Raw genomic sequence first — 24,776 nt, forward strand, 5'->3', positions numbered from 1 at the left:
TTGAAGGTGAGAGTCATTATGTCGATCAAACGTCGTTTCATTGCAGGTGCAAAATGTCCGAAATGTGAAGCTATGGATCGTATTGTCATGCTCACTTCAGGTGATTCAGAATGGATCGAATGTATTGAATGCAACTATTCTGAAAATCGTCCGACACACATTGACGAACCTCAAATGCCTGAGGTTGCAGACGAAATTGGTGTTATTCAATTTAAGCCGCGCCCAAGAAATTAAGATGTTTTAAAAATCAACAAAGCCAGCTCGATGGAGCTGGCTTTGTTGTAAATTCATCAAAAAATAAGCACCCGAAGGTGCTTATTTTATTTAATTATTGATACCAACCGAATAACTTAAAGATATAAGGCACATAGGCGATAATCAACATTGCTGGAATCATCACAATCAGAGGTAGAATCCAACGTTCGTATTTGTAGTAGAACGTTTTATCTTTCACTTCTGCATCGGCAGCAGCCACCTCTTCATCTCCAATCGACTGCCTTGCGAGCAAGTGATTGAGTGCAACTGGAGGTGATATATAACCCAATTCGAAACCAATTAAAGCAATCATCCAGAAGTGAACAGGATCAATACCATAAGCGTAGGCGACAGGCGCAACTGTTGCTGAAATTAAGATGACAGCACCAAACGGATCCATAATCATACCGACAAATACCATGAGACATACGATCAAGGTAATCACGATATAGATATTTTCAATATCCGTTGGGAAGTGTTCCATCAACTCGATACGCTCTAAGTATCCACCAACGCTGACAGACAATGCCATTAAGATCACAAGCGCCCCGATATGTCCGACTGTTTCACTTGCAGATACATGAATTGACTTCCAGAAACTCACTTTACGTGCAGGATTGTCTGGACTATCCTGTGCTGCAATTTCAGATGCTGACACTCGCGCCTTAGCTGCTTCTTGTTCAACCGAAGTATGGCTTAATGTCGTATCCCAATGTCCTACTGGTGCGAGCGGTGCTGGTTCATGACGTAATTTTTCATAAAGCACCATGACAAGTAAGATGATTGGCATCATGACTGGTGCAGTAAACTCATTCAAGTTGGTATTTAACGCATACTTGTAGAATGCCCACACAATCAGGAATACGATCACATAAGGAACTACTGCCACTAATGCCTTAGCTGAATTCGGGAATGCAACTGATGGCGCTGCAATACGGAATTTTTGCTCAGCAAAGAACAGTGAAATCAATAAGAACAAAGTTGAAGTGATGAGGAAAACACCAATACCATATTGGTATAACAAGTCAGTCGTCACTTCTTTGTTCAGCGATGCAACAACAACAATCAATAGACATGGACGGAGTACCACACCAAGCGAACCTGACATTGCAGCCGTAGCCAAAGCGAATTGACGGCGTCCGCCCGCATTCCAAACTTCTTTATAAATGATCGCACCTGCAGCGATTACAAAAATACCTGATGCACCTGTATAAGCTGTAGGTAATGCAGCAGCAAGTAAGATTAACCAGGTAAGCGTTTCAGGCGCTAGATTCCATGGACGTAAAATGTTTAGGAATTTATCAACAATCAAGGTCTGCTTTAGCAGCATACCTGCCCAAATGAACAGTGATAAATTAAGGAAAATGGTAGAGAACTCAACCAGCTGCCCTAAATAAATCCCTTGACCCATTGGATAGTCCATCACAAAGGTAAAGTTAAATCCTGTTGTGATCGCCATATAGGCATAAAGTGGGACTGACAATAATGCCATGCCAATCGTACCACCTGGCTTCGCATTTTCTGGTACACGGAACAATTGGTACAAACTAATTAATGTCAGTGTACTGAACAATATTATCCATAACCAATAGATGATTGTCATCTCACTGGTTGGCGGAACACCAGAGTTCAATACAGATCTATACTGACTGATCGCTGAACTGGTTAAGAAACTGTTCGCAAGTATCATTGCGACAGCATAAACCCGATAATCTAAAACAGAACTTGGACCGCGTAGACCAATGTGGTGGATTTTAAGTGTTGCAGTGATCGCTGCAAGTACCACCATGATAATCAATAGAACTGCCTTATTTTCCGTACCAAATTGGAAAATACCAAAGAAAGTTGTTTCCATGGTTCGGTAAGTTCGTATTGAAGGATTATCTTCTAAATACTGAATTGACTTATCGTAGAAGGCATATTTTTCTTCACATAACTGTTGACCAGCCAATACAGAGGCACGAACATCTTCTTCAGACGTTGTACCAAAGATATCCGCAAATTCATCTTTTGCATTGGCTTGCATTTGGTTTTGAACCAAAAGGTCAATATTTGGATTTCGATCACAGACTGGCTTTTCAGGTTCGGCACGCAAGAATGAATACTGCATACCAATTTTTTCGTCACCGTATAGACTTTCACCTAAACGTAACATCTGCCCGTGAATCATTTCTCCTGTCCCGATGATGAGCGTCAGTAACAGTAGAAGCAAAATCGTAAACGCAGATATCCACTCAGTCCATATATAACTAAGTAGACCTAACCCAGATCTCTTTTTAGAAGGCTCTTGCATTGTTATTCCATTATTTAATACTGCTATACATTGCCTGTACAGCTCATCTTTTCTAATTCGGGCTTAGGCAAAATCCTTTACCTAATTTCCTTACCTCTTTTATCACATGAATCTGACTGATTTTTTTTTAAAAAAGAATGACTGACTTTTCCATTTTTTTTAAATTTATGCCAATTTTCATCAATTCATCTCTTAAGAGCGAGATAAAAACCAACTAAATCAGTAGGCTATACCATACTGTATTTCTTTTTTTAAACAAATATGACCTTAAAAAAATAAATGCAAAAGATTTGAATCTGATCACACATTAAAATAAGTGATAATTAAGTATCAGAGTAATTAAGAGATGTGCGTGTCCTTCACGGAGATGTGCTGATAAATTAAAAAGAGCATGCTGAGTAATGCCCCCCATATTGCACCTGTTAAATGTGCTTCAACCAATACTGGGCTACCAATCATTTGCGCAGTATCGAGAGAACCAAAGATATTTTCCCACAAAATTTTGCCCGTGATTAAAACTAATACAAGCAGCGAGAATTTACGTTCTTTTTCAAATTTAAAAAAATAAACTGCCAAAGCCATATACATACCATGTAGTACCCCTGATAGACCTGCATAAGCTTCAACGTGAGGATAAACATAAAAAAAACTTAAACTAATTAATGGCGGGAGTGAGATCAACAAGTACATCATGTACCTAATTTTGACATATGGGAAGATGAATGGCAGACAGGCTAAACCCACCATATTCAATGCATAGTGTATCCAGCCCACATGTACATAGTGGGCTGTCCATACTCGCCAAATTTCTTCATCCAATACAGGACGCCAATAGAAAAAATACTCCTGAAAAATCTGCAAACTAGCAGCAATACTGATACAGCATGCAATAAACAGTATTTTTCGAATCAGGATAGTATCTTTCATCTTTCGTATTCCTAAAAGAAAAAGAGCTTTAAGCTCTTTTTCTTGAATAACTCCATTTTTAATTTTGAACAAAATTAAAAAATCTTATTCGCCTAATGTGTTCTCGAAAAGATCATCGGCTTCATTGGTCGGTTGATCATCCCAGAAGCTCGACATTCCATCTGCTTCAGTTCGGACACCTGTATTCTCCGTCCAATAACGGTCTGAGATCGCTTGTATCATTTGTCCTGCCATATTATCCAATAACTTAAACTCTGGATTTACAGGAACTTCTTCAGCACGTGAAGCGGCATAAGAACGTAATGCATCACGTATTTTTGCATCGTCACCACTGGCTTGTGCTGCAACAGCATACAAGGCATGCGATAAGCGTACTCCTTTTTGCTCACCAATTTGCATAGATTGTTTAAGCGTTTGGTATGGATCTGGTTTGCCTGCATCAGCTCCAGGTAATAATGTCCAAATCACTGCTCGAGTAGCATTCGGTACGCCCCAGAACTTGTTGTTATCAAGGCAGACCATGCCACGTTCAACAATTGCTGCGATATCTTTAGGAACATGCACTTGACCACCAGAAGCAATATCATTGGTCATCGCTTGTAAGCCACTTAACATACCTAACAGATATACTGTTTGGTCAAGATTACGACGCATAGTTGGACATGAGTCACCTAAATTATATTTATATTTAGACTGCCAACGCTCCGCAAACAATTGATAACCCGTATATTGACGTTCGGCAGCAACAGCAGCCCAGCGCTTTTGTTCAATACGCGCATCTTGTGCTTCTGTCACTTGACCTGCTTTTGATGCTCTTAGGTATCTTAATTCTGCATCTAAGGCACGATTTTCTGCGCACATCCCTGAAGCTGAATATAAAAGAACTGCCATACGGGTCGGATCAGCACCCATATCTTTAGTCGCCATAATCACAGGGGTCAAAGCTGTGCCCTGATTACACACCATATCCACATCACCCATTGAGAGTACTGGCGGTAAGATGTGTTTTTCACTAAACGCAAGTGATGCATTCGCACCAGTTTTGATTACGTATGAACATCCAGATAAAGTTGTAGCTGCTACAACCGCAATTGCCGTGAAAAGACCTTGAGTCTTTAATTTAGACATACTTCCTGTCCTCAATTTTATAATTTTGTCATCCTTGCGATTTAAAATATCAGATGCAATCGCTGAATAAAAGTGCAGCAATGCACTTCATTAACAATTAGTCTGTCATTGATCTGAATTGAAATAATTGACTTATTTTTTGAATTGTTAAAATTTTGGGCAAAAAAAAGTAGCATTGCGACGGTTCGGCACATGCTACTTATTAAATGGTAAACTCAAGAGAGTTTATTTTGTTCGTTGTTGTGGTGTTCAATTCGTTCCTTCAGCACAGTTCCTAGTCTTCCAATTATAATTGCCATAACAGCAGCAACCACTAGAAACAACCACATATGAATTTCGCTCATTTTGAAATTCCTCATTAGCTGTTGGTATATTTAATGTACTTTAGAAATTTAGATTTCATCGCATTTTTGTCTAACAATTTGATTTTCTTTCATTTTCGTCAAACAATTCATTTTTTGTTCATACTATACGTTTTTAAATAATTGTTTTTTATCATGTTTTAAATTTTAAAATAAAGCACTTTTTGTCTAACAATTAGCCAAAATTTGCATGAGTAATCAAGCTTTTCCATTGTTTTTCATCTATTTGATCTCTCCAAATCACCAAAGAATCTAATTTCTTTTCGTTAAAACTGAGTACAACGAAGTAATGAAAATGAAAAACTCGAGTCAGTTTTGCTTGGTATATTTTTGGATTTGAAGTCATTTGAATCGACCATAAATCTTTGTCTAGTTTTTGTAATTCACTTAATTGTGGTTTTTTTCTAAAACCCCACCAGATAATCAGTATAAATATAATACTGCTTAAAGCATAAATGAGCTCAATACTGATTAATAAAGTAATACTCATGATGAACATAAAGAAAGCGTGAAACACAGCTGAATAAAGGCTGTGTTTCAGTGAATAACGCTCATGGATTATGGACATAATCTTTTAATTTTTGAATAAATTGGCGCAATTCAGGTCGAGGTGGTTCAGAAACCTCCATAAACCAATCCAATAAATCAGGATCTTCTTGCTCAACCAATTCAGCAAACATTGCTTTCTCTTCAGGTTCAGCTTGCAAATAGTATTGCTTTACATAAGGATCAAAATACACGTCAATTTCTTTTAACCCACGACGTGCGCGATAGATAACTTTACGCTCTTCAAGCGTTAATTCATCGTACATTTTTATCCCCTAATCTGTGTTCATTCCATTTTAACTGAAGCCATGAGCTTTGTGTTTTAAAAATATCAATTGACCAAATTCATCAGCATTTCTTGTGTTTTGAGCATTCAACACATTGCACCAATGTTCAGGCTCTCTTATGTTGTGGCTATTCTAATAACACTTATGGAAATATAAATATGCAATCAGGCGCAATTCGACCAATTCCTAATATGTTGCCTCGAAAATTATTCAATGCAGAACATGAAGCCTTTCGTGATACTGTCCGAAAATTCTATGAAAAAGAAGTCGTTCCAAATATTGCCAAATACGAAGAACAACAACATGTAGATCGTGACTTATGGAATAAAGCGGGTGAAATGGGTCTATTGTGCACCACAATGCCTGAAGAATATGGTGGATATGGTGTAGATCGACTCTACAGTATGATCCTCATTGAAGAACAAGCTTATGCAATGGATTCATCAACTGGTTTTTCATTGCATTCGGATATTGTTGCGAACTACCTGAATAATTTTGCCAACGAAGAGCAGAAGAAAAAATGGCTCCCTAAAATGGCTTCTGGCGAAGTTGTCACTGCCATTGCGATGACTGAGCCTGGTACAGGTTCAGACTTACAAGCTGTACGAACTTCTGCAGTTTTAGATGGCGATGAATATGTTATCAATGGTTCTAAAATTTTTATTACCAATGGTTATCTATGTGACATGGCGATTGTTGTGTGCAAGACAGGTAATAGTGATAAAGGTTCAGCCAACTTATCGCTTATCATTGTCGAAGCTGATCGAGCAGGATTCACCAAAGGTAAACCACTCAATAAAATTGGTATGAAAGGACAAGATACTTGCGAATTGTTCTTTGATAATGTTCGTGTACCAAAGGAAAATTTAATTGGTATGGAAGGCATGGGCTTCATCATGCTTATGAAAGAACTCGCATGGGAACGTATGCTTGTTGCGATTATCTGCCAAGCAGGTGCAGAAGCTGCCTTTGCGCACACAGTACAATATACAAAAGATCGTAAAGCATTTGGCAAGCCAATTGGTGCATTTCAAAATACACGTTTTAAGCTAGCAGAACTTCGAACTGAAATAGACTTCTGTCGTTCTTATTTAGATCGTTGTATGGAATTACAACTTGAGGGTACTTTAGGTGTAGATGCGGCCGCAGCTGCAAAATATAAAATTTCTGATATGTTCTCTAAAGTCGTCGATGAATGCTTGCAGTTACATGGTGGCTATGGCTTCATGCTTGAATACCCTATTGCACGCGCATATATTGATAACCGTGCAAATCGTATATATGCAGGCACCAATGAAATCATGAAAGAACTCATATCACGTTCTTTATAAATAGAAAAAGGAAGCTTTCGCTTCCTTTTTTATTTTAATAGCTATTCATTAAGATACTAATTTAGGCTTTTTTACAGACTGTGCGGGAGCCTTCGAAAATTTTAAAATACCATCGTTAAAAGTCGCATTTTTGAGATCTTTACGATCAGCTAAATAGTTATGCGTTGCCATCCAAGGTGCCTTAGTACCTTGTTTTGGAAGTTGATCAGCCGCTCGCGCGATATAACCTGATGACATTTCACCCATAACTGTTTCATCGAGCATTGCAGAATGGTCAGTTGGTGCGACAACTTCATCATAACCGTTCTGATCCATATATTTGAATAAACGGCAAATATAATCAGCAACGACATCTACTTTTAAGGTCCATGACGCGTTCACATAACCAATAACCATCGCCATATTTGGTACATCACTTACCATCACACCATTATAAAGCATATGTTCGCTAGTCTTGATCGGCTGACCATCAACAGTCGCTTTGATACCGCCCATAATTTGAATTTCTAGACCAGTTGCAGAAACAATGATATCTGCATCTAAGTGTTTACCAGATTTCAATTGAATACCATTTTCAGTGAATGATTCAATATGATCTGTTTCAACACTTGCTTTACCACTACGTAAAATTTTGAATAAATCACCGTCTGGCACTACACATAAACGTTGATCCCAAGGATTGTAACTTGGCGTAAAGTGCTTCATATCCACTTTACCTTTCAACTGCATTTCAATAGATTTAAGAAGTAACTTGCGAACCAATTGAGGTTGTTTTTTTGACAAAGCAAAAATCGCACGTTGCATTCCGATATTACGAGCACGCGTGAACTTATATGCCATGTCCTCTGTCATAAATTTACGTGTTTTGTCATAAACAAAATCAATCGAAGGAATTGAAGCAATATACGTTGGTGAACGTTGTAACATTGTTACATGCCCAGCCCCACCTTTTGCCATTGCTGGTACTAAAGTGATTGCAGTTGCTCCACTACCAATGATAACTACTTTCTTACCGGTATAATCTAAATTTTCAGGCCAAAATTGTGGATGAATCAATTGACCTTTAAATTTATCTTGATTTGGAAAATCAGGTTGGAAACCTTGATCGTAGTTATAATAGCCTGTACATCCTAAGACGAAATTAGCTTGCCAAGTTTGTTTCTTTTCATTTTGATCTTCGATTTCTACAATCCATTTTTTAATTGAAGTATCGTAATTCGCTGAAAGTACACGATGTTCAAAATGAATTTTTTCTTTAATATTGTACTCACTAACAACTTCGCCCAAGTAACCTTTAATCGAAGCACCATCTGCAAGCACATTCGCTTTACGCCATGGCTTAAAATTGTAGCCAAAAGTAGACATATCTGAGTCGGAGCGAATACCTGGGTATTTAAACAAATCCCACGTTCCACCGAAACTTTTACGACGTTCGAGTATTTCAAATTTACGGTTCGGATTATTTTTAATTAAATGTGCTGCAATTCCAATTCCAGAGATACCAGCACCAACAATAAGAATATCGACTTGCTTATCCATTTCTTTTATTAACCTTTTTATAAGAACATTTTTATTAAAACATATTTTTGACAATACACAATGTCAAGTTTGACTAAAAGTTGCAAAAAACATATCAATTCAGGTCAAGTAATGCCAATTGTTAGACAAAAAAAAAGGTCGGTTTATTCAACCGACCTTTTTTGAACAACTTGCGATGTTCTACACGAAATTATTTAACTTCGCGATCTACTAGCTCAACGTAAGCCATCGGTGCAGCATCACCTGCACGGAAGCCCGCTTTAAGAACACGTAGATAACCGCCGTTACGTTCTTTGTAACGAGGCCCAAGAACGGTAAATAATTTACCAACAGTTGCTGCTGAACGAGTACGAGCAAACGCTAAACGACGGTTTGCTACTGTATCGACTTTAGCTAAAGTGATTAAAGGCTCAGCTACACGACGTAACTCTTTTGCTTTAGGCACAGTTGTTTTGATCAACTCGTGTTCAAACAAAGAATTAGCCATGTTTTGGAACATCGCTTTACGATGACTGCTTGTACGGCCTAATTTCACACCACTATTACGATGACGCATGGTGATAGTCCTACTTAATTAACGACTACGATAGGCAAAACGATCGTCCATACGTAAACTAGCTGGTGGCCAGTTTTCTAAACGCATGCCGAGTTGTAAGCCTTTTGAAGCCAGAACATCTTTGATCTCAGTCAACGATTTTTTACCTAAGTTAGGAGTTTTTAACAACTCAACTTCAGTACGTTGAACAAGATCACCAATGTAGTAAATATTTTCTGCTTTCAAACAGTTAGCAGAACGAACAGTAAGCTCTAGATCATCTACTGGACGAAGCAAGATTGGGTCAACTTCTTCACGAGGTTCTTGAGCAACTGGAGCTTGATCTTTCTGAAGATCAACAAAGATTGCAATTTGTTGTTGCAAGATTGTTGCCGCTTTACGGATCGCTTCTTCAGGATCAACAGTCCCGTTTGTTTCAAGATCAATGACCAACTTGTCAAGGTCTGTACGTTGTTCTACACGAGCATTTTCAACTGTGTAAGAAACACGTTTAATCGGGCTATAAGACGCATCTAATTGTAAACGTCCCACTGGGCGAGTTTCACCTTCTGGGAAGCGAGAATCAGAAGTCTCATAACCACGACCTTGAACAACTTTCAAGCGCATTTTCAATGAGCCTGAAGCACTTAACGTGCCGATCAAATGTTCAGGGTTAACCACTTCAACATTGTGAGGTAAACGAAGATCAGCGGCAGTTACATCGCCAGGACCTTGTTTCTCTAATGTCAAATATGCTTCATTTTGATCGAACAGCTTAATAGACAATCCTTTAAGGTTCAGCAAGAGCTCGACGATGTCCTGCTGCAAGCCTTCTAAAGTACTGTACTCGTGCTCGACGCCTTCAATCTCAACTTCAACCACAGCAGCGCCAGGTAAAGATGATAAAAGAATGCGACGTAAAGCATTACCTAGAGTATGACCAAAGCCACGCTCTAAAGGTTCTAGAATCACTTTTGCCGAGGTCCCGCTTGCCGCTTCGACCTTGATCGCTTGCGGAGTTAGAAACTCGTTTGCAGTACGCGTCATTATTGCTACCTCAAGGATTATTTAGAATACAATTCAACAATCAAGCTTTCGTTGATTTCAGCAGGTAAATCAGAACGATCAGGTGCAGATTTGAATGTACCTTCTAATTTAGAATGGTCAACTTCCATCCAAGAAGGAGTTCCACGTTGAGCAGCCAATTCAATTGCGTTTTTAATACGTAATTGTTGTTTAGCGCCTTCGTGTACTGCAATCACGTCACCAGCTTTAACTTGGATTGACGCGATGTTAACACGACGACCATTTAAAGTGATTGAACGGTGAGATACAAGCTGACGAGCTTCTGCACGTGTAGAACCAAAGCCCATACGATAAACAACGTTATCTAAACGGCTTTCAAGCAATTTCAACAAGTTTTCACCTGTTGCGCCTTTAACACGAGCAGCTTCTTTATAGTAGTTACTAAATTGACGTTCTAAAACACCGTACATACGACGTACTTTTTGTTTTTCACGTAATTGTAGTGAGTACTCTGATTGTTTACCACCACGAGCTCCACCATGTTGGCCAGGAGCTTTAGCATGTTTTTTTGTCTTAACATCAAACGGTTTAACGCCTGATTTAAGTTGCAGGTCTGTCCCTTCGCGGCGAGAGAGTTTGCATTTTGGACCAATATAACGAGCCATGAATGTTTCTCCTTACACGCGACGTTTTTTAGGTGGACGGCAACCGTTGTGAGGAATTGGAGTCACATCGGTAATGCTATTAATTTTATAACCCACTGCACCTAAAGCACGAACCGCAGATTCACGACCTGGACCAGGACCTTTAACAAGGACGTCCAAGTTTTTCAAACCGTAATCCAAAGCAGCTTTACCAGCAACTTCAGCAGCTACCTGAGCAGCAAACGGAGTTGATTTACGTGATCCACGGAAGCCTTGTCCACCTGAAGTGGCCCAAGCCAGTGCATTACCTTGACGATCGGTAATAGTCACAATGGTGTTATTAAAAGAAGCGTGAATGTGTGCAACACCTTCAGAGACGGTACGAGTGACCTTCTTGCGTGTGCGAGTATCTTTAGCCATCTTTTAGCTTCCAGAAATCTTATTTCTTAATAGGTTTGCGCGGACCTTTACGGGTACGTGCGTTAGTTTTGGTGCGTTGTCCGCGGACAGGCAAGCTGCGACGATGACGAAGACCGCGGTAGCAGCCTAAATCCATTAAACGTTTAATGTTCATGGAAATTTCGCGACGTAAGTCACCTTCGGTCGGAACCTTAGCAACTTCTGCACGAATCGCATCAAGCTGAGCGTCATCTAATTCACGGATCTTAGTAGTTGGTGCAATACCAGTTGCAGCTAAGATTTGCTTAGCAGTATGGCGACCAATACCAAAGATATACGTAAGAGAGATAACAGCATGCTTGTTATCCGGAATGTTTACACCGGCAATACGAGCCATTCACTTTCTCCAAAAAGGCAGTAGAGATAATCAACCGCCCCACAAAATCTTTGAGGGGCGGATAATAACCTAATTAGCCTACTGAAATCAACAGGTCTTGATCAGATTAACCTTGACGCTGCTTATGACGAGGTTCAGCGCTACAAATCACGCGGATTACCCCATTACGACGGATAACTTTACAGCTACCACAAATTTTCTTTACAGAAGCTTGAACTTTCATGATGAAACCTCTAAGTGCGCTTATCCCTTAGGATGAGCAGTCGTTTTACTCATTAGTGTTTGATTATCATATTGGCGCGATGTGAGGTGTGCCTGTAGCTGAGCCATAAAGTCCATAACTACAACAACCACGATCAACAGCGATGTACCACCCAAATGGAATGGAATACCAAAAGAACTTTGAAGTACCATCGGCATTAAACATACAACAGTGATATAAATCGAACCGATAAATGTTAAACGACTAAGAATATGATCTAAATAACGAGCAGTTTGCTCACCTGGGCGGATACCAGGTACATAAGCTCCACTACGCTTTAAGTTTTCTGATACTTCTTTAGGACTGAAAACTAGTGCCGTATAAAAATAACAGAAGAAAATAATAAGCGCACCGAATAGCACCAAATATAATGGTTGTCCAGGCGATAAAACTAATGCCAAATCTTGTAGTGTACGCTTAACGATCCCTGCATTAGGATCAGAACTACCTAACCATTGACCTAAACTTGCAGGAAACAGCAATAACGAACTTGCGAAAATTGCTGGAATAACACCTGCCATGTTGATTTTTAATGGTAAGTGAGTCTGCTGTGCAGTAAATACTCGGCGACCTTGCTGCTTTTGAGCATAGTTAACAGGTATACGACGTTGTGCTTTTTCAATAAACACAATCGCAGCTAAAACAGCTAAAGACAATAAGCCAAATATAGCAATACCAATTAAGCTTGATTGACCATTTTCCACTAGGGTAAATGATTGCACAACCATACTTGGTAAACCAGCAACAATACCTGCAAAGATGATCATAGAGATCCCATTACCAACACCACGTTCGGTAATTTGCTCTCCCAACCACATTAAGAACATGGTACCTGCAACTAACGACGTTAATGCAGGAATATAGAATGCTAAACCTGAAGTAAAGGTAATCCCTTGACTGATCAGACCCGCACACATACCAATACCTTGTACAATTGCAAGGAATAATGTGCCGTAACGCGTATATTGGTTAATCTTACGCTTGCCCTGCTCGCCTTCTTTTTTCAATGCTTCCAGCGAAGGAACAACCGTTGACATTAACTGCACGATAATCGATGCAGAAATATACGGCATGATCCCCAACGCAAGAATGGACATTCGTTCCAATGCCCCGCCTGAGAACATATTAAACAAACCAAGGAAAGTACCCTGGTTTGCATTAAAGAAACGTTCTAAAGCGACATTATCAATACCTGGCAGCGGAATATGCGCTCCTAGTCGAAAGACCACCAAAGCACCAATTAAAAACATTAATCGGCGAATAATTTCACGATATTTCACGTGAAATGGTTGACCTTTCATCATGTGAACATGACCTGTAGAACTAGGAGACATAGACACTCGCGATTACTCCTCGACTTTACCGCCAGCAGCTTCAACAGCAGCTTTAGCGCCTTTAGTCAATGCAACACCTTGAACAGTGAATGCACGAGTGATTTCACCAGAAAGAACGATACGAGCACGAATCATATCTTTACGTACAACGTTCGCTGCTTTTAAAGTTTCAAGAGTAACGATATCGCCTTCAACTTTGTTAAGTTCAGACAAACGTACTTCAGCAGTTTTCAAAGCCAATTGGCTAGTGAAACCGAACTTAGGTAGACGACGATATAACGCAGTTTGACCACCCTCGAAACCTGGACGAGTACCACCGCTCTTACGTGAGTTTTGACCTTTGACACCACGGCCACCAGTCTTACCAACGCCAGAACCAATACCACGGCCTAAACGAAGGTTTTCACGCTTAGCACCTTCTGCAGGTGCAATTGTATTTAAACGCAGAGTCATGGCTTATTCCTCTACACTAACCATATAGTAAACTTGATTGATCATACCACGGTTAGAAGGAGTATCTTGAACTTCTACAGTGTGACCAATACGACGCAGACCTAAACCTTTAAGGCTAAGCTTGTGATTTTTCAAGCGATGCGATGCAGATTTAGTCTGGGTAACTTTAATCGTTTTCATGATTGATTACCCTTGAATTTGTGCTACTGAAAGACCACGTTTCGCAGCAACTTTCTCAGGAGAAGTCATATCACGCAGACCATTAAAAGTCGCGTTTACTACGTTCGCAGCGTTAGTAGAACCATAACATTTAGTTAATACGTTACGTACACCAACAGCTTCTAAAACAGCACGCATAGCGCCACCAGCAATTACACCAGTACCTTCAGAAGCAGGTTGCATGTAAACACGGCTAGCACCGTGACGAGCGTTGATAGGGTGCTGAACAGTACCATCAACAAGTTCAACAGTAATCATGTTGCGACGAGCAGCTTCAAGTGCTTTAGAAATAGCAGCTGGAACTTCACGAGCTTTACCACGACCAAAACCTACGCGACCATTACCATCACCCACAACAGTTAATGCTGTGAAAGAGAAGATACGACCACCCTTAACAACTTTGGCTACACGATCAACGGCAACCAGCTTTTCAACAAGACCTTCGTTTTGTTCAACTTTAGCCATGATTAGAACTCCAAGCCGTTTTCACGAGCAGCATCAGCCAAGGCTTTGATACGACCATGATATTTGAAACCAGAACGGTCAAATGCAACTTTAGTTACGCCAGCTGCTTTAGCACGTTCAGCGATTAAAGCACCAACTTTAGTAGCTGCTTCAACGTTACCTGTAGTACCACTACGTAACGTAGCATCTAAAGTAGAAGCTTGCGCTAATACTTTGCCACCATCTGCTGAGATTACTTGAGCATAGATGTGACGCGGAGTGCGGTTTACACACAAACGAGTCGCACCCAATGCACGGATGTGCAAGCGTGTGCTTTTCGCACGACGCAAACGGGTTTGTTTCTTTTCGTTCATAAGAACCTCGCGCCTTATTTCTTCTTAGCTTCTTTACGAAGTACAACTTCATCAGAATAACGAACACCTTTACCTTTATATGGCTCTGGTGGACGGTAACCACGGATATCTGCAGCAACTTGACCTAAAGCTGCTTTATCAGCAGATTTAAGCACGATTTCAGTAGCTGTAGGAGTTTCAGCAGTTACACCTTCAGGAAGGTTGTAATCGATCGGGTGAGAGAAACCTAGGTTAAGGTGAACTGTGTTCCCTTTAACCGCAGCTTTATAACCAACACCGATAAGTTGTAACTTACGTTCGAAACCTTCGCTAACACCTTTAACAAGGTTGTTAAGCACAGCGCGAGCAGTACCAGCTTGCATCCAAGCATCTTTAGATTCAGCTTTAGGAGCAACAGCTAGAATACCGTCTTCCTGTTTTAGCTCGACCAGCGCATGCAGGTTGAAAGACAAAGTACCTTTGCTGCCTTTCACTTCGACCTGCCGGCCGTTCTGAGTAACTGTTACACCGTTAGGTACAGTTACTGGGGCTTTAGCCACACGAGACATGAGGAATCACCTATTAAGAAACAAAAGCAATAACTTCACCACCGATACCTGCAGCACGTGCAGCGCGATCAGTCATGATGCCTTTGCTTGTAGAAACAATTGCAATACCTAAACCTTGCTTAACGCTTGGAAGGTTATCTTTACCGCGATATTGACGTAAACCTGGACGGCTAACGCGCTTCACAGTTTCAATAACTGGTTTGCCTTCGAAATATTTTAAAGTCAAAGTAAGTGTTGGTTTGCCTTCAGCATCCGCAACAGCTACGTCAGCGATATAACCTTCTTGTTGAAGAACGTTAGCAATCGCAACTTTTAACTTTGAGTTTGGCATAGAAACAGTTTGTTTCTTCGCCATTTGTGCGTTACGAACACGTGTTAACATGTCGGCAACGGTATCTTGCATACTCATTTATAGTGCTCCTTACCAGCTTGCCTTAACAACGCCCGGTACATCACCTTGCATTACTGTGTCACGTAATTTGTTACGGCTTAAACCGAACTTACGGAAGTAACCATGAGGACGACCAGTTAAACCACAACGGTTACGAAGACGTACTGGAGATGCATTACGTGGTAATGCTTGTAACTTCATCATCGCTTCGAAACGCTCTTCGTCGCTTGCATTTACGTTTGCAATAACAGCTTTTAATTCAGCACGTTTTGCAGCGTATTTAGCAACAGTAGCTTCGCGTTTCAATTCGCGATTAATCATACCTTTCTTAGCCATATCGACCTCTTATTTGAACGGGAAGCCGAATGCACGCATAAGCGCACGGCCTTCGTCATCGGTGCGAGCAGTCGTAGTGATGGTAATATCCATACCACGAATACGGTCAATCTTATCAAAATCGATCTCAGGGAACATGATCTGTTCTTTAAGACCCATAGAGTAGTTACCACGACCGTCAAATGATTTCGCAGAGAAACCACGGAAGTCACGGATACGAGGGATCGCGATAGAGATCAAACGGTCTAAGAATTCGTACATGCGTTCGCCGCGTAAAGTAACTTTACAACCAATCGGCCAACCATCACGGATTTTGAAACCAGCGATAGATTTACGAGCTAACGTAAGAACTGGTTTTTGACCAGCGATAGCTTGCATATCAGAAAGAGCACCATCAAGGAGTTTTTTGTCAGCAGCTGCTGCACCAACACCCATATTGATCGTGATTTTAGTGATGCGAGGGATCTCCATCACATTCTTAACGCCCAATTGTTCTTGTAATTGAGCTTTAAGTTCGTCGTTGTAACGCGCTTTAAGTCTGGCCATTGCCTATTTCAACCTATTACTTCGCTACCGCCACTGATTCACCATTTGATTTGTAAACGCGAGTTTTCACGCCATCAATCACTTGGTAACCAACACGGTCAGCCTTTTGGGTTGTAGCATTAAAAATTGCCACGTTAGAGATATGAAGCAAAGCTTCTTGTGTAACGATAGCGCCTTCAGCACCTGTTGCACGGTTAGGCTTTTGATGCTTCTTAACTAAGTTAAGACCTTCAACCTTAACTCGGTCATTAGAAACAGACAAAACAGTACCTTGTTTGCCTTTTTCTTTACCTGCGATCACGATTACTTGATCGCCTTTTTTAATCTTAGCCATGATTGCCTCTATTATAGAACTTCAGGAGCCAATGAAATGATTTTCATGAACTGTTCAGTACGAAGTTCACGAGTCACTGGTCCGAAAATACGAGTAGCAATCGGAGCTTTGTTGTTGTTCAAAATAACAGCAGCGTTATCATCGAAACGAATAACAGAACCATCTGGACGACGGATACCGAATTTTGTACGTACAACTACTGCATTCATTACGTCGCCTTTTTTAACACGGCCACGTGGAATTGCTTCTTTTACAGTAACTTTAATAATGTCGCCAACTGAAGCATAACGACGATGTGAACCACCAAGTACTTTAATACATTGTACGCGGCGAGCACCACTGTTGTCTGCTACGTCGAGCATAGTTTCGGTCTGAATCATTGCCCTACTCCAAAACCGAGCATCACCGGTCACAATTTCGAAAGGCTCAAAGAGTACTCGAAATTGACCGATGATGCAACAAGAACGTTATTTACTCAGCAGCTGCTTCAACAACTTCAACTAAAGTCCAAGACTTAGTTTTAGAAATTGGGCGGCTTTCTTTGATAGTTACAACATCGCCAGTTTTAGCAGTGTTGTTCTCATCATGAGCGTGTAATTTTGTTGAACGGCGGATTGATTTGCCATACAACGGGTGTTGAACGCGGCGTTCGATAAGAACAACGATAGACTTGTCCATCTTGTCGCTTACTACTTTGCCTGTTAACGTGCGAACTGTTTGCTCACTCATTGTGCGTTCCCCTGTTTTTCGGTAAGGAGGGTCTTGATGCGAGCAATAGTTTTACGAGTTAATTGCACTTCGTGCGATTTACCCAATTGACCAGTTGCTTTAGCCATGCGAAGACGGAATTGGTTCAACTGTTGCTCATCAAGCAAAGCTGTCAATTCTTCTACCGACTTTTCACGTAGATCTTTAGTTTTCATTACATTACCGTCCGAGTCACGATAGTGGTTTTAAACGGAAGTTTAGCAGCAGCAAGCGTAAATGCTTCACGCGCTAATTCTTCGTTCACACCTTCCATTTCGTACAGGATCTTACCTGGTTTGATTTCACAAACCCAATATTCCACAGAACCTTTACCTTTACCCATACGAACTTCTAATGGTTTTTCAGTAATTGGTTTGTCCGGGAATACACGGATAAAGATCTTACCACCACGTTTTACACGACGGCTGATTGTACGACGCGCTGCTTCAATTTGACGCGCAGTCATGCGACCACGTTCAACTGATTTAAGTGCGATAGTACCAAAAGATACTGTGCTACCGCGATGTGCTAGACCAGTGTTACGGCCTTTTTGCACTTTACGGAATTTAGTACGTTTAGGTTGCAACATGGATTATTCTCCTTTTTCAGCAGAACGATCATTGCGACGACCACGACGCTCTTGACCTTCACCACGACCGCGACCACGTTTAGCTGGACGTTCTTCAGCTGGAGCTGGGTTCATGACTTGTTTCATGCCGCCCAAGATCTCACCACGGAAGATCCAAACTTTAACGCCGATCGTACCGTAAGTAGTTTCTGCGCGAACCGCTGAATAGTCGATGTCAGCACGAAGAGTATGTAGAGGTACACGACCTTCACGATACCATTCAGTACGTGCAATCTCTGCACCGCCTAAACGACCAGAAACTTCAACTTTGATACCTTTCGCACCAGCACGCATAGTGTTTTGAACCGCACGCTTCATAGCACGACGGAACATTACACGTTTTTCTAATTGAGAAGCAATTGCTTCACCAACTAGACGAGCGTCTAAATCTGGACGATCAATTTCGTTGATGCTTACTTGCGCTGGAACACCCATAATATTGGTAAGTTCGCGCTGTAATTTTTCAATGTCTTCGCCTTTTTTACCGATCACGATACCAGGACGAGCAGTGCTAATTGTTACTTTAGCAGCGCCTGTTGGACGTTCGATAAGAATATTGCTCACCATCGCATTCTTAAGTTTTTTGTTTAAAAACTCACGAACTTGAAGATCTTTAAGCAAGTATTCAGCGTATTGTTTCGGATTCGCATACCAGTTAGCGTTATGACGTTTCACAACACCTAGGCGGATACCGATTGGATGAACCTTCTGACCCATATCAAACCCCTACCTTAACGGTGATGTGACAAGTACGCTTAGTAATACGATCTGCACGGCCTTTAGCACGTGGCAAAATACGTTTAAGGCTCATGCCTTCATCAACGTAGATCGTAGAAACTTTAAGATCGTCTACATCTAAACTGTTATTATGTTCAGCGTTTGCAATCGCAGATTCCAACGCTTTCTTAACTAAAACTGCAGCTTTTTTGTTGCTGAAGTTTAGGATGTTAAGAGCGTGCGCAACAGATTTGCCGCGAATCAAGTCTGCAACCAAACGAGCTTTTTGTGCCGAGATAGCGGCACCGCGTAATTTAGCAGTTACTTCCATCATAGCACCTATTAACGTTTAGATTTCTTGTCAACACCGTGACCACGGTAAGTACGAGTCGGTGCAAATTCACCAAGCTTGTGACCAACCATATGTTCAGATACGATTACCGGAACATGGTTACGACCATTGTGTACAGAAATTGTTAAACCAACAAAATCCGGGAGGATCATCGAACGACGCGACCAAGTTTTGATCGGCTTACGGTTATTAGCCGCGATAGCCGCTTCAACCTTAGCGAACAAGTGCGCATCGACGAATGGGCCTTTTTTCAGAGAACGAGGCATTGTCAGATTCCTTTACTTGTTACTTAACGCGACGGTCGCGAATGATCATCTTAGTCGTACGCTTATTGGTACGTGTCTTGTACCCTTTAGCTTTTTGACCCCATGGGCTTACAGGTTGAATACCTTTGTTACGCCCTTCACCACCACCATGTGGGTGATCTACCGGGTTCATCGCCATACCACGAACGGTAGGACGAACACCACGCCAGCGTGAAGCACCAGCTTTACCTAGTGAACGTAAGTTGCTTTCTTGGTTAGAAACTTCACCAAGAACTGCGCGACATTCAACGTGTACTTTACGCATTTCGCCAGAACGTAGACGAATAATTGCGTAAGAACCGTCACGACCCAATAACTGAGCAGAAGCACCAGCAGAACGCACTAATTGAGCGCCTTTACCGATTTTAAGCTCGATATTGTGAAGAGTAGAACCGATAGGCATGTTACGAAGTGGTAAGCAGTTACCTGGACGAATTGGAGCATCGTTACCAGATTGAACTTTATCACCAGCACGTAGACCTTTAGGCGCAATGATATAACGACGCTCACCATCAGCATACAAAACTAATGCAATGTGTGCAGTACGGTTAGGATCGTATTCGATACGCTCTACAGTCGCAGGAATGCCATCTTTGTTACGTTTAAAGTCAACAATACGGTAATGTTGCTTGTGACCACCACCAACGTGACGTGTAGTAATGTGACCGTTGTTATTACGACCACCAGTACGTTTTTTAGCTTCTACCAACGGAGCATAAGGCGCACCTTTGTGAAGATGGTCGTGAACGACTTTCTCTACAAAGCGACGTCCTGGAGACGTTGGCTTACATTTTTGAATAGGCATAATTCTCGTCCTTATTCCGCTGTGCTTTCAGCGGTATCGCCCAAGTCAGCCATTTCTACATCTTGGCCAGCTTTCAGGGTGACGTATGCTTTTTTAACATCAGAACGACGTCCGATAGTTTTACCAAAGCGTTTAGTCTTACCTTTAGTGATAGTCGTGTTAACTTTAACAACTTCTACACCAAATAATTGTTCAACTGCTTTTTTGATTTCAAGTTTGTTTGCATCGATAGCAACTTTAAACACTTGAACACCAGCAGTTTCACCTAAAACTTGTGCTTTTTCTGAGAATACAGGTCCTTTTAGGACTTGATAGATACGTTCGTTGTTCATCCGAGTTCTACCTCAATTTTCTTAGCAGCAGCTACAGACATAACAACTTTATCGAACGCGATCAAGCTAACAGGATCGATAGCAGCAGCATCAACCACATCAACGTGTGGAAGGTTACGAGCAGCTAGATACAAGTTCTCATCAACAGCATCAGTAACGATTAATGCACGAGTAGCATTCAAGTCGTTAAGTTTTGCAAGCAATTCTTTAGTTTTTGGAGCAGCTACAGCAAACTCTTCAACTAAAACTAAGCGATCTTGACGAACAAGTTCAGCTAGGATGCATTGCATAGCACCGCGATACATTTTACGGTTTACTTTTTGAGACCAGTCTTGTGGACGAGCAGCAAAAGTTTTACCACCGCCAACCCAGATTGGGCTACGAATAGAACCAGCACGAGCGCGACCAGTACCTTTTTGACGGAATGGTTTTTTACCACCGCCAGAAACGTCTGCACGTGATTTCTGAGCTTTTGAACCTTGACGACCACCAGCTAAATAAGCTGTAACAACTTGGTGTACAAGAGCTTCATTGAATTCACGACCGAACGCAACTTCTGATAATTCAACAGCAGAGCCGGAAACAGTATTTAAATTCACGTTATTTCCCCTCAAGCCTTGATAGTAGGACGAACAGTTACGTCACCACCGGTAGCACCAGGAACCGCGCCTTTAACTACAAGAACTGAACGCTCTGTATCGATAGCAACGATTTCAAGACCCTGTGTAGTTACGCGTTCAGCACCTAAATGGCCAGCCATTTTTTTGCCTTTGAATACGCGACCAGGAGTCTGGTTTTGACCTGTAGAACCTAGAACACGGTGAGAAACAGAGTTACCGTGAGTAGCGTCTTGAGTACGGAAGTTCCAACGCTTAACACCACCTTGGAAACCTTTACCTTTAGACTGACCAGTTACGTCAACGATTTGACCCACTGTGAACAAATCCACACCGATAGTTCCGCCAACTTCACGACCTTCAAGATCAGCTTCTGTAACACGGAACTCTTGAACTAAACGACCAGCAGCAACACCCGCTTTAGCGAAGTGACCTTTCTGAGCATTAGTAACGCGAGATTCGCGACGTTCACCAGTAGTGATTTGAATCGCTTGATAACCATCAGTTTCAAGCGTTTTGATTTGAGTGATGCGGTTAGGATCAACCTCAATCACTGTAACAGGTACAGAAACACCAGCATCTGTAAAGATACGTGTCATACCGCACTTGCGACCGACTAAACCAATAGCCATGTGCATAAACCTCTAAAAAAGCGGCTTAATTAACTTAGAGTGTTAATTAACCGAAAGCCTTAACCCAATGCGATCTGAACGTCTACACCAGCTGCAAGATCTAATTTCATCAATGCATCTACAGTTTTGTCTGTAGGTTGAACGATGTCGATCAAACGCTTGTAAGTGCGGATTTCATACTGATCACGCGCGTCTTTGTTAACGTGCGGTGAAGTTAGAACGTTAAAACGCTCGATGCGAGTTGGCATCGGGATTGGACCACAAACTTGTGCACCAGTACGTTTTGCTGTTTCTACGATCTCTTGAGAAGATTGATCAATTAAACGGTGATCAAAAGACTTCAAACGGATACGGATTCTCTGGTTAGACATACCAGTAAACTCCAAGCCAAATATATAAAGAATCACCCATGACGCATCTCCCCCTGTCCGAAAACAAGGCAAGTGTCAGAGGCAGTGAAAATCACTAAGGTCGTGATCGATGCCACGACTGTAACGATCTAAACAACAATCAACGTTGTTTAGCCCTTAATATCAAAGGGTCGCCCATTATAACGATTGTTTAACTGTTAAGCAAACCTATTTATCATTTTTTCTCAATTTACGGTTAAGCGTTGGCGGCTTTCTTTTGTACACCCTGCCCGAACCCCAATACATAATTAATTGCATCGATCAGCAATTCATTCCCTTTTTGGAACCTCGTTTTTTTTGTTTGTTTTAAGGTATCTAAAGATTGTACATAAGCGCCAGAAAATACCTTCTCATGCTCTTCATTCTCAATATACATTTGTAAAACTTTCGGCGTTATTTCTGGATGAAACTGAAAACCCAGCACATTCTTTCCAATTTGGTACATTTGATTTGCACACACATTATTTTCAGCCAGTCTGACGCCTCCTTTAGGAATCTCAAAAGTCTCACTGTGCCATTGCATTATTTCCAATTCTTTAGGTATTTCAAAGTAATCTGATAAACCATGTTGAGTTCTGAAGACATTAGTCCAACCTAACTCTTGTTGTTCATTTAAACGTACACTTGCTCCCAAAGCATTGGCTATAAGCTGACCTCCGAGACACAAACCAATGGCAGGCTTGCCTAGTGATAAATATCGACGGATCCATCTTTTTTCTATTTTTAGCCATGGATAATTTGCCTCATCATTTACACTCATTGCTCCACCCATGATGATTAGTAAATCAATATCTTCAATTGCTGGTAACGCCTCGATTTCTAATGCCATCTCAACAGGTAATGCAAAAAACTCCGTAGCACTAATTTGTGCTCCAATTGATTTTAAATATTCATAACAACTTCCGAACCCTTCACCAGCAATATGCTGAAAGTAATGCACTTTTAATGGCTTCATTTTCCAACCCGAACTTTTCTTATATTGCACTAGCAGTTGCAAAAATGAAGCCAACCTATAGGTTGTTAAATAATTTTAAACAAAGCACAGCTATGCAGTTTTTTAGTAGTATGTTTTGTTAGTTATAAAATGACGGTTTATACAGGTAAATTGTGAAAATAAATACGCAAACTCAACTCATACATAGCCCTAGAAAAGCACCTCAACTTTTAAATAGTATTCAACCCCCTATTTATCGTGCATCAACGATCATTTTTGAAAATACCGATGCTCTTTTCAATCGCCATTGGACCGATGCTTATGACTTTAGTTACGGAACACATGGCACCCCTACCACGTTTACGCTAGGCGACAATATTGCACAATTAGAAGGCGGAGAATACTGTCTACTTGCACCAAGCGGACTCTCTGCAATCAACTTGGTGAATTCTTGTTTTTTAGCACATGGTGATGAAGTTTGGGTCGCGGACAATATTTACGGTCCAAATATGGAGCATTTGCGAAACCTAGAATCACGTTATGGTATTGCCGTTAAGGTCTATAACCCAATTGATGTTGAGAGCTTTAAACCCAGTGATAAAGCTAAGTTAATTTGGTTAGAGGCTGCAGGATCTGTAACACTCGAATTTCCAGATTTAACGAATCTGGTCAAAAAAGCTCAAACGCATAAGATCCTTACCGCACTTGATAATACTTGGGGAGCGGGTCTAGCTTTTAATGCTTTTGATTTTGGTACAGAACACTTAGCAGTCGATATCACCGTCCATGCACTCACCAAATATCCAAGCGGTGGTGGTGACATTCTCATGGGGAGTGTCGTAACAAAAAACAAGGATTTATACCACAAGCTATTTCGCATGCATGCAATTCAAGGGATTTCTATATCAGGCGATGACACCGCACAGATTCAGCGCAGCCTATCTTCAATGGAACTCCGTTATACGCACCAATCTAAATCAGCGCTAACTTTATTAAGCTGGCTTCTACAGCAAAATGAGTTTGCACAAGTATTGCACCCTGCCAATCCAAAATCTGCAGGTCATACTTTTTGGAAAGAAGTTTGCCTATCAGAATTGAGCGCAGGTTTGATCAGTGTAATTTTTGATAAAAAATATAATCTTCAAGATATACGCTATTTTTGTGATGCGCTTAACCTGTTTAAATTAGGTTTTAGCTGGGGTGGCCCAGTGAGTTTAGTAATGCTCTATCAAATTGATCAAATGCGTGAGCTTGCACATACACATTTACAAGAAGGAATATTGGTTCGTTTTTGTATAGGACTGGAACATCCTCACGATTTGATAGAAGATATTCAACAAGCACTCAAAATAATGCAACAACAAAAGATCGAATAAAAAGGAATAAT

General features: G+C 41.0%; 37 protein-coding genes and 1 pseudogene. 3 read left to right on the forward strand and 35 right to left on the reverse strand.

All coding sequences use genetic code 11. The features are described from left to right. Window positions 1-24 precede the first annotated feature (24 nt). Window positions 25-234 carry a YheV family putative zinc ribbon protein gene (locus tag AC1M9N_RS11490; protein WP_171076743.1) on the forward strand — a complete coding sequence of 70 codons (210 nt, stop codon included), beginning with the start codon at window positions 25-27 and terminating at the stop codon, window positions 232-234. A 94-nt stretch (window positions 235-328) separates the two neighbouring features. Here the strand turns inward: AC1M9N_RS11490 and AC1M9N_RS11495 are convergent, their stop codons facing one another. The 5 genes from AC1M9N_RS11495 to AC1M9N_RS11515 all read right to left on the reverse strand — a co-directional run bounded on the left by AC1M9N_RS11495 (window position 329) and on the right by AC1M9N_RS11515 (window position 5,777). After that, window positions 329-2,548 (reverse strand): TRAP transporter large permease subunit, encoded by a 2,220-nt coding sequence (locus AC1M9N_RS11495; protein ID WP_481954799.1) that lies wholly within the window; start codon window positions 2,546-2,548, stop codon window positions 329-331. A gap of 339 nt (window positions 2,549-2,887) precedes the next feature. After that, window positions 2,888-3,475 carry a rhombosortase gene (gene rrtA, locus AC1M9N_RS11500; RefSeq protein ID WP_481954800.1) on the reverse strand — a complete coding sequence of 196 codons (588 nt, stop codon included), beginning with the start codon at window positions 3,473-3,475 and terminating at the stop codon, window positions 2,888-2,890. 84 nt (window positions 3,476-3,559) lie between these two features. Beyond that, window positions 3,560-4,603, reverse strand: a complete 1,044-nt coding sequence (locus AC1M9N_RS11505) for a hypothetical protein (protein WP_481954801.1) — start codon at window positions 4,601-4,603, stop codon at window positions 3,560-3,562. 537 nt (window positions 4,604-5,140) lie between these two features. Continuing rightward, complete coding sequence (locus AC1M9N_RS11510) at window positions 5,141-5,455, reverse strand: hypothetical protein (RefSeq protein ID WP_481596500.1); 315 nt, start codon at window positions 5,453-5,455, stop codon at window positions 5,141-5,143. Window positions 5,456-5,516: 61 nt separating this feature from the next. Next, window positions 5,517-5,777, reverse strand: a complete 261-nt coding sequence (locus tag AC1M9N_RS11515) for an FAD assembly factor SdhE (protein WP_035265169.1) — start codon at window positions 5,775-5,777, stop codon at window positions 5,517-5,519. A 179-nt stretch (window positions 5,778-5,956) separates the two neighbouring features. On the opposite strand from AC1M9N_RS11515, the gene AC1M9N_RS11520 reads away from it, so the two are divergent. Continuing rightward, window positions 5,957-7,129, forward strand: a complete 1,173-nt coding sequence (locus tag AC1M9N_RS11520) for an acyl-CoA dehydrogenase family protein (protein WP_035265167.1) — start codon at window positions 5,957-5,959, stop codon at window positions 7,127-7,129. 48 nt (window positions 7,130-7,177) lie between these two features. On the opposite strand, the gene AC1M9N_RS11525 is transcribed toward AC1M9N_RS11520, so the two are convergent. The 30 genes and pseudogenes from AC1M9N_RS11525 to AC1M9N_RS11670 form a co-directional block, all read right to left on the reverse strand. Further along, on the reverse strand, window positions 7,178-8,668 hold the full coding sequence (locus AC1M9N_RS11525; protein WP_481597843.1) for a flavin-containing monooxygenase: 1,491 nt from the start codon (window positions 8,666-8,668) through the stop codon (window positions 7,178-7,180). Window positions 8,669-8,858: 190 nt separating this feature from the next. After that, window positions 8,859-9,224: a 50S ribosomal protein L17 gene (rplQ, locus tag AC1M9N_RS11530; protein ID WP_034587447.1), complete on the reverse strand. Its 366-nt coding sequence runs from the start codon at window positions 9,222-9,224 to the stop codon at window positions 8,859-8,861. Between the two features lie 18 nt (window positions 9,225-9,242). Further along, the gene (locus AC1M9N_RS11535) at window positions 9,243-10,250 is read right to left on the reverse strand and encodes a DNA-directed RNA polymerase subunit alpha (RefSeq protein ID WP_035265161.1); all 1,008 of its coding nucleotides are present in this window, start codon (window positions 10,248-10,250) and stop codon (window positions 9,243-9,245) included. 17 nt (window positions 10,251-10,267) lie between these two features. Continuing rightward, a complete protein-coding gene (gene rpsD / locus AC1M9N_RS11540; RefSeq protein ID WP_035265160.1) occupies window positions 10,268-10,894 on the reverse strand; it encodes a 30S ribosomal protein S4 in 627 nt (208 codons plus the stop codon). A gap of 12 nt (window positions 10,895-10,906) precedes the next feature. Continuing rightward, window positions 10,907-11,293: a 30S ribosomal protein S11 gene (gene rpsK / locus AC1M9N_RS11545; RefSeq protein WP_001040166.1), complete on the reverse strand. Its 387-nt coding sequence runs from the start codon at window positions 11,291-11,293 to the stop codon at window positions 10,907-10,909. Window positions 11,294-11,312: 19 nt separating this feature from the next. Next, window positions 11,313-11,669 carry a 30S ribosomal protein S13 gene (gene rpsM, locus AC1M9N_RS11550; RefSeq protein ID WP_035265156.1) on the reverse strand — a complete coding sequence of 119 codons (357 nt, stop codon included), beginning with the start codon at window positions 11,667-11,669 and terminating at the stop codon, window positions 11,313-11,315. Window positions 11,670-11,775: 106 nt separating this feature from the next. Then, complete coding sequence (gene rpmJ, locus AC1M9N_RS11555; RefSeq protein ID WP_000867907.1) at window positions 11,776-11,892, reverse strand: 50S ribosomal protein L36; 117 nt, start codon at window positions 11,890-11,892, stop codon at window positions 11,776-11,778. A gap of 20 nt (window positions 11,893-11,912) precedes the next feature. Further along, window positions 11,913-13,232: a preprotein translocase subunit SecY gene (secY, locus tag AC1M9N_RS11560; protein ID WP_171076742.1), complete on the reverse strand. Its 1,320-nt coding sequence runs from the start codon at window positions 13,230-13,232 to the stop codon at window positions 11,913-11,915. 45 nt (window positions 13,233-13,277) lie between these two features. Further along, window positions 13,278-13,718 (reverse strand): 50S ribosomal protein L15, encoded by a 441-nt coding sequence (gene rplO, locus AC1M9N_RS11565; RefSeq protein WP_035265144.1) that lies wholly within the window; start codon window positions 13,716-13,718, stop codon window positions 13,278-13,280. Window positions 13,719-13,721: 3 nt separating this feature from the next. Then, complete coding sequence (gene rpmD / locus AC1M9N_RS11570) at window positions 13,722-13,898, reverse strand: 50S ribosomal protein L30 (RefSeq protein ID WP_004786899.1); 177 nt, start codon at window positions 13,896-13,898, stop codon at window positions 13,722-13,724. A 6-nt stretch (window positions 13,899-13,904) separates the two neighbouring features. Next, window positions 13,905-14,402 carry a 30S ribosomal protein S5 gene (gene rpsE / locus AC1M9N_RS11575; RefSeq protein ID WP_035265141.1) on the reverse strand — a complete coding sequence of 166 codons (498 nt, stop codon included), beginning with the start codon at window positions 14,400-14,402 and terminating at the stop codon, window positions 13,905-13,907. A gap of 2 nt (window positions 14,403-14,404) precedes the next feature. Next, the gene (gene rplR / locus AC1M9N_RS11580) at window positions 14,405-14,755 is read right to left on the reverse strand and encodes a 50S ribosomal protein L18 (RefSeq protein ID WP_035265138.1); all 351 of its coding nucleotides are present in this window, start codon (window positions 14,753-14,755) and stop codon (window positions 14,405-14,407) included. Window positions 14,756-14,769: 14 nt separating this feature from the next. Continuing rightward, window positions 14,770-15,303 (reverse strand): 50S ribosomal protein L6, encoded by a 534-nt coding sequence (gene rplF, locus AC1M9N_RS11585; RefSeq protein WP_035265135.1) that lies wholly within the window; start codon window positions 15,301-15,303, stop codon window positions 14,770-14,772. A 13-nt stretch (window positions 15,304-15,316) separates the two neighbouring features. Next, entirely contained in the window at window positions 15,317-15,712 is a 396-nt protein-coding gene (rpsH, locus tag AC1M9N_RS11590; protein WP_035265132.1) for a 30S ribosomal protein S8, read from the reverse strand. Window positions 15,713-15,724: 12 nt separating this feature from the next. Then, window positions 15,725-16,030 (reverse strand): 30S ribosomal protein S14, encoded by a 306-nt coding sequence (gene rpsN / locus AC1M9N_RS11595; protein WP_067731180.1) that lies wholly within the window; start codon window positions 16,028-16,030, stop codon window positions 15,725-15,727. Window positions 16,031-16,039: 9 nt separating this feature from the next. Then, window positions 16,040-16,576 (reverse strand): 50S ribosomal protein L5, encoded by a 537-nt coding sequence (gene rplE / locus AC1M9N_RS11600; protein WP_004809796.1) that lies wholly within the window; start codon window positions 16,574-16,576, stop codon window positions 16,040-16,042. Window positions 16,577-16,592: 16 nt separating this feature from the next. Next, window positions 16,593-16,910: a 50S ribosomal protein L24 gene (gene rplX / locus AC1M9N_RS11605; RefSeq protein ID WP_035265122.1), complete on the reverse strand. Its 318-nt coding sequence runs from the start codon at window positions 16,908-16,910 to the stop codon at window positions 16,593-16,595. Window positions 16,911-16,921: 11 nt separating this feature from the next. Further along, the gene (gene rplN / locus AC1M9N_RS11610) at window positions 16,922-17,290 is read right to left on the reverse strand and encodes a 50S ribosomal protein L14 (protein WP_035265119.1); all 369 of its coding nucleotides are present in this window, start codon (window positions 17,288-17,290) and stop codon (window positions 16,922-16,924) included. Window positions 17,291-17,381: 91 nt separating this feature from the next. Further along, window positions 17,382-17,639, reverse strand: a complete 258-nt coding sequence (gene rpsQ, locus AC1M9N_RS11615; protein ID WP_004691314.1) for a 30S ribosomal protein S17 — start codon at window positions 17,637-17,639, stop codon at window positions 17,382-17,384. Then, window positions 17,636-17,833, reverse strand: a complete 198-nt coding sequence (gene rpmC / locus AC1M9N_RS11620; RefSeq protein WP_035265113.1) for a 50S ribosomal protein L29 — start codon at window positions 17,831-17,833, stop codon at window positions 17,636-17,638. The genes rpsQ and rpmC overlap by 4 nt, the downstream gene beginning before the upstream one ends. Next, on the reverse strand, window positions 17,833-18,246 hold the full coding sequence (gene rplP, locus AC1M9N_RS11625) for a 50S ribosomal protein L16 (protein ID WP_035265110.1): 414 nt from the start codon (window positions 18,244-18,246) through the stop codon (window positions 17,833-17,835). Before rplP ends, rpmC begins: the two co-directional genes overlap by 1 nt. Further along, window positions 18,186-19,002 (reverse strand): annotated as a pseudogene (gene rpsC / locus AC1M9N_RS11630) (30S ribosomal protein S3). Before rpsC ends, rplP begins: the two are co-directional and overlap by 61 nt. Window position 19,003: 1 nt before the next feature. After that, on the reverse strand, window positions 19,004-19,333 hold the full coding sequence (gene rplV, locus AC1M9N_RS11635; protein ID WP_035265103.1) for a 50S ribosomal protein L22: 330 nt from the start codon (window positions 19,331-19,333) through the stop codon (window positions 19,004-19,006). Between the two features lie 11 nt (window positions 19,334-19,344). Then, window positions 19,345-19,620: a 30S ribosomal protein S19 gene (gene rpsS / locus AC1M9N_RS11640; RefSeq protein ID WP_004281508.1), complete on the reverse strand. Its 276-nt coding sequence runs from the start codon at window positions 19,618-19,620 to the stop codon at window positions 19,345-19,347. A 19-nt stretch (window positions 19,621-19,639) separates the two neighbouring features. Further along, window positions 19,640-20,464 (reverse strand): 50S ribosomal protein L2, encoded by an 825-nt coding sequence (rplB, locus tag AC1M9N_RS11645; protein WP_035265099.1) that lies wholly within the window; start codon window positions 20,462-20,464, stop codon window positions 19,640-19,642. An 11-nt stretch (window positions 20,465-20,475) separates the two neighbouring features. Then, the gene (rplW, locus tag AC1M9N_RS11650) at window positions 20,476-20,796 is read right to left on the reverse strand and encodes a 50S ribosomal protein L23 (RefSeq protein WP_035265097.1); all 321 of its coding nucleotides are present in this window, start codon (window positions 20,794-20,796) and stop codon (window positions 20,476-20,478) included. Beyond that, window positions 20,793-21,395 carry a 50S ribosomal protein L4 gene (rplD, locus tag AC1M9N_RS11655; RefSeq protein WP_035265093.1) on the reverse strand — a complete coding sequence of 201 codons (603 nt, stop codon included), beginning with the start codon at window positions 21,393-21,395 and terminating at the stop codon, window positions 20,793-20,795. Before rplD ends, rplW begins: the two co-directional genes overlap by 4 nt. An 11-nt stretch (window positions 21,396-21,406) precedes the next feature. Next, window positions 21,407-22,045, reverse strand: a complete 639-nt coding sequence (gene rplC / locus AC1M9N_RS11660; protein WP_035265091.1) for a 50S ribosomal protein L3 — start codon at window positions 22,043-22,045, stop codon at window positions 21,407-21,409. Window positions 22,046-22,104: 59 nt separating this feature from the next. Further along, entirely contained in the window at window positions 22,105-22,416 is a 312-nt protein-coding gene (rpsJ, locus tag AC1M9N_RS11665) for a 30S ribosomal protein S10 (RefSeq protein ID WP_004725677.1), read from the reverse strand. Between the two features lie 235 nt (window positions 22,417-22,651). Further along, window positions 22,652-23,410: a type 1 glutamine amidotransferase gene (locus AC1M9N_RS11670; RefSeq protein ID WP_035265089.1), complete on the reverse strand. Its 759-nt coding sequence runs from the start codon at window positions 23,408-23,410 to the stop codon at window positions 22,652-22,654. 152 nt (window positions 23,411-23,562) lie between these two features. Between AC1M9N_RS11670 and AC1M9N_RS11675 the strand changes: the two genes are divergently transcribed. After that, window positions 23,563-24,765 (forward strand): PLP-dependent transferase, encoded by a 1,203-nt coding sequence (locus tag AC1M9N_RS11675; RefSeq protein ID WP_481609209.1) that lies wholly within the window; start codon window positions 23,563-23,565, stop codon window positions 24,763-24,765. Window positions 24,766-24,776: the final 11 nt, after the last annotated feature.

Source organism: Acinetobacter sp. ANC_7655 (assembly GCF_056784015.1).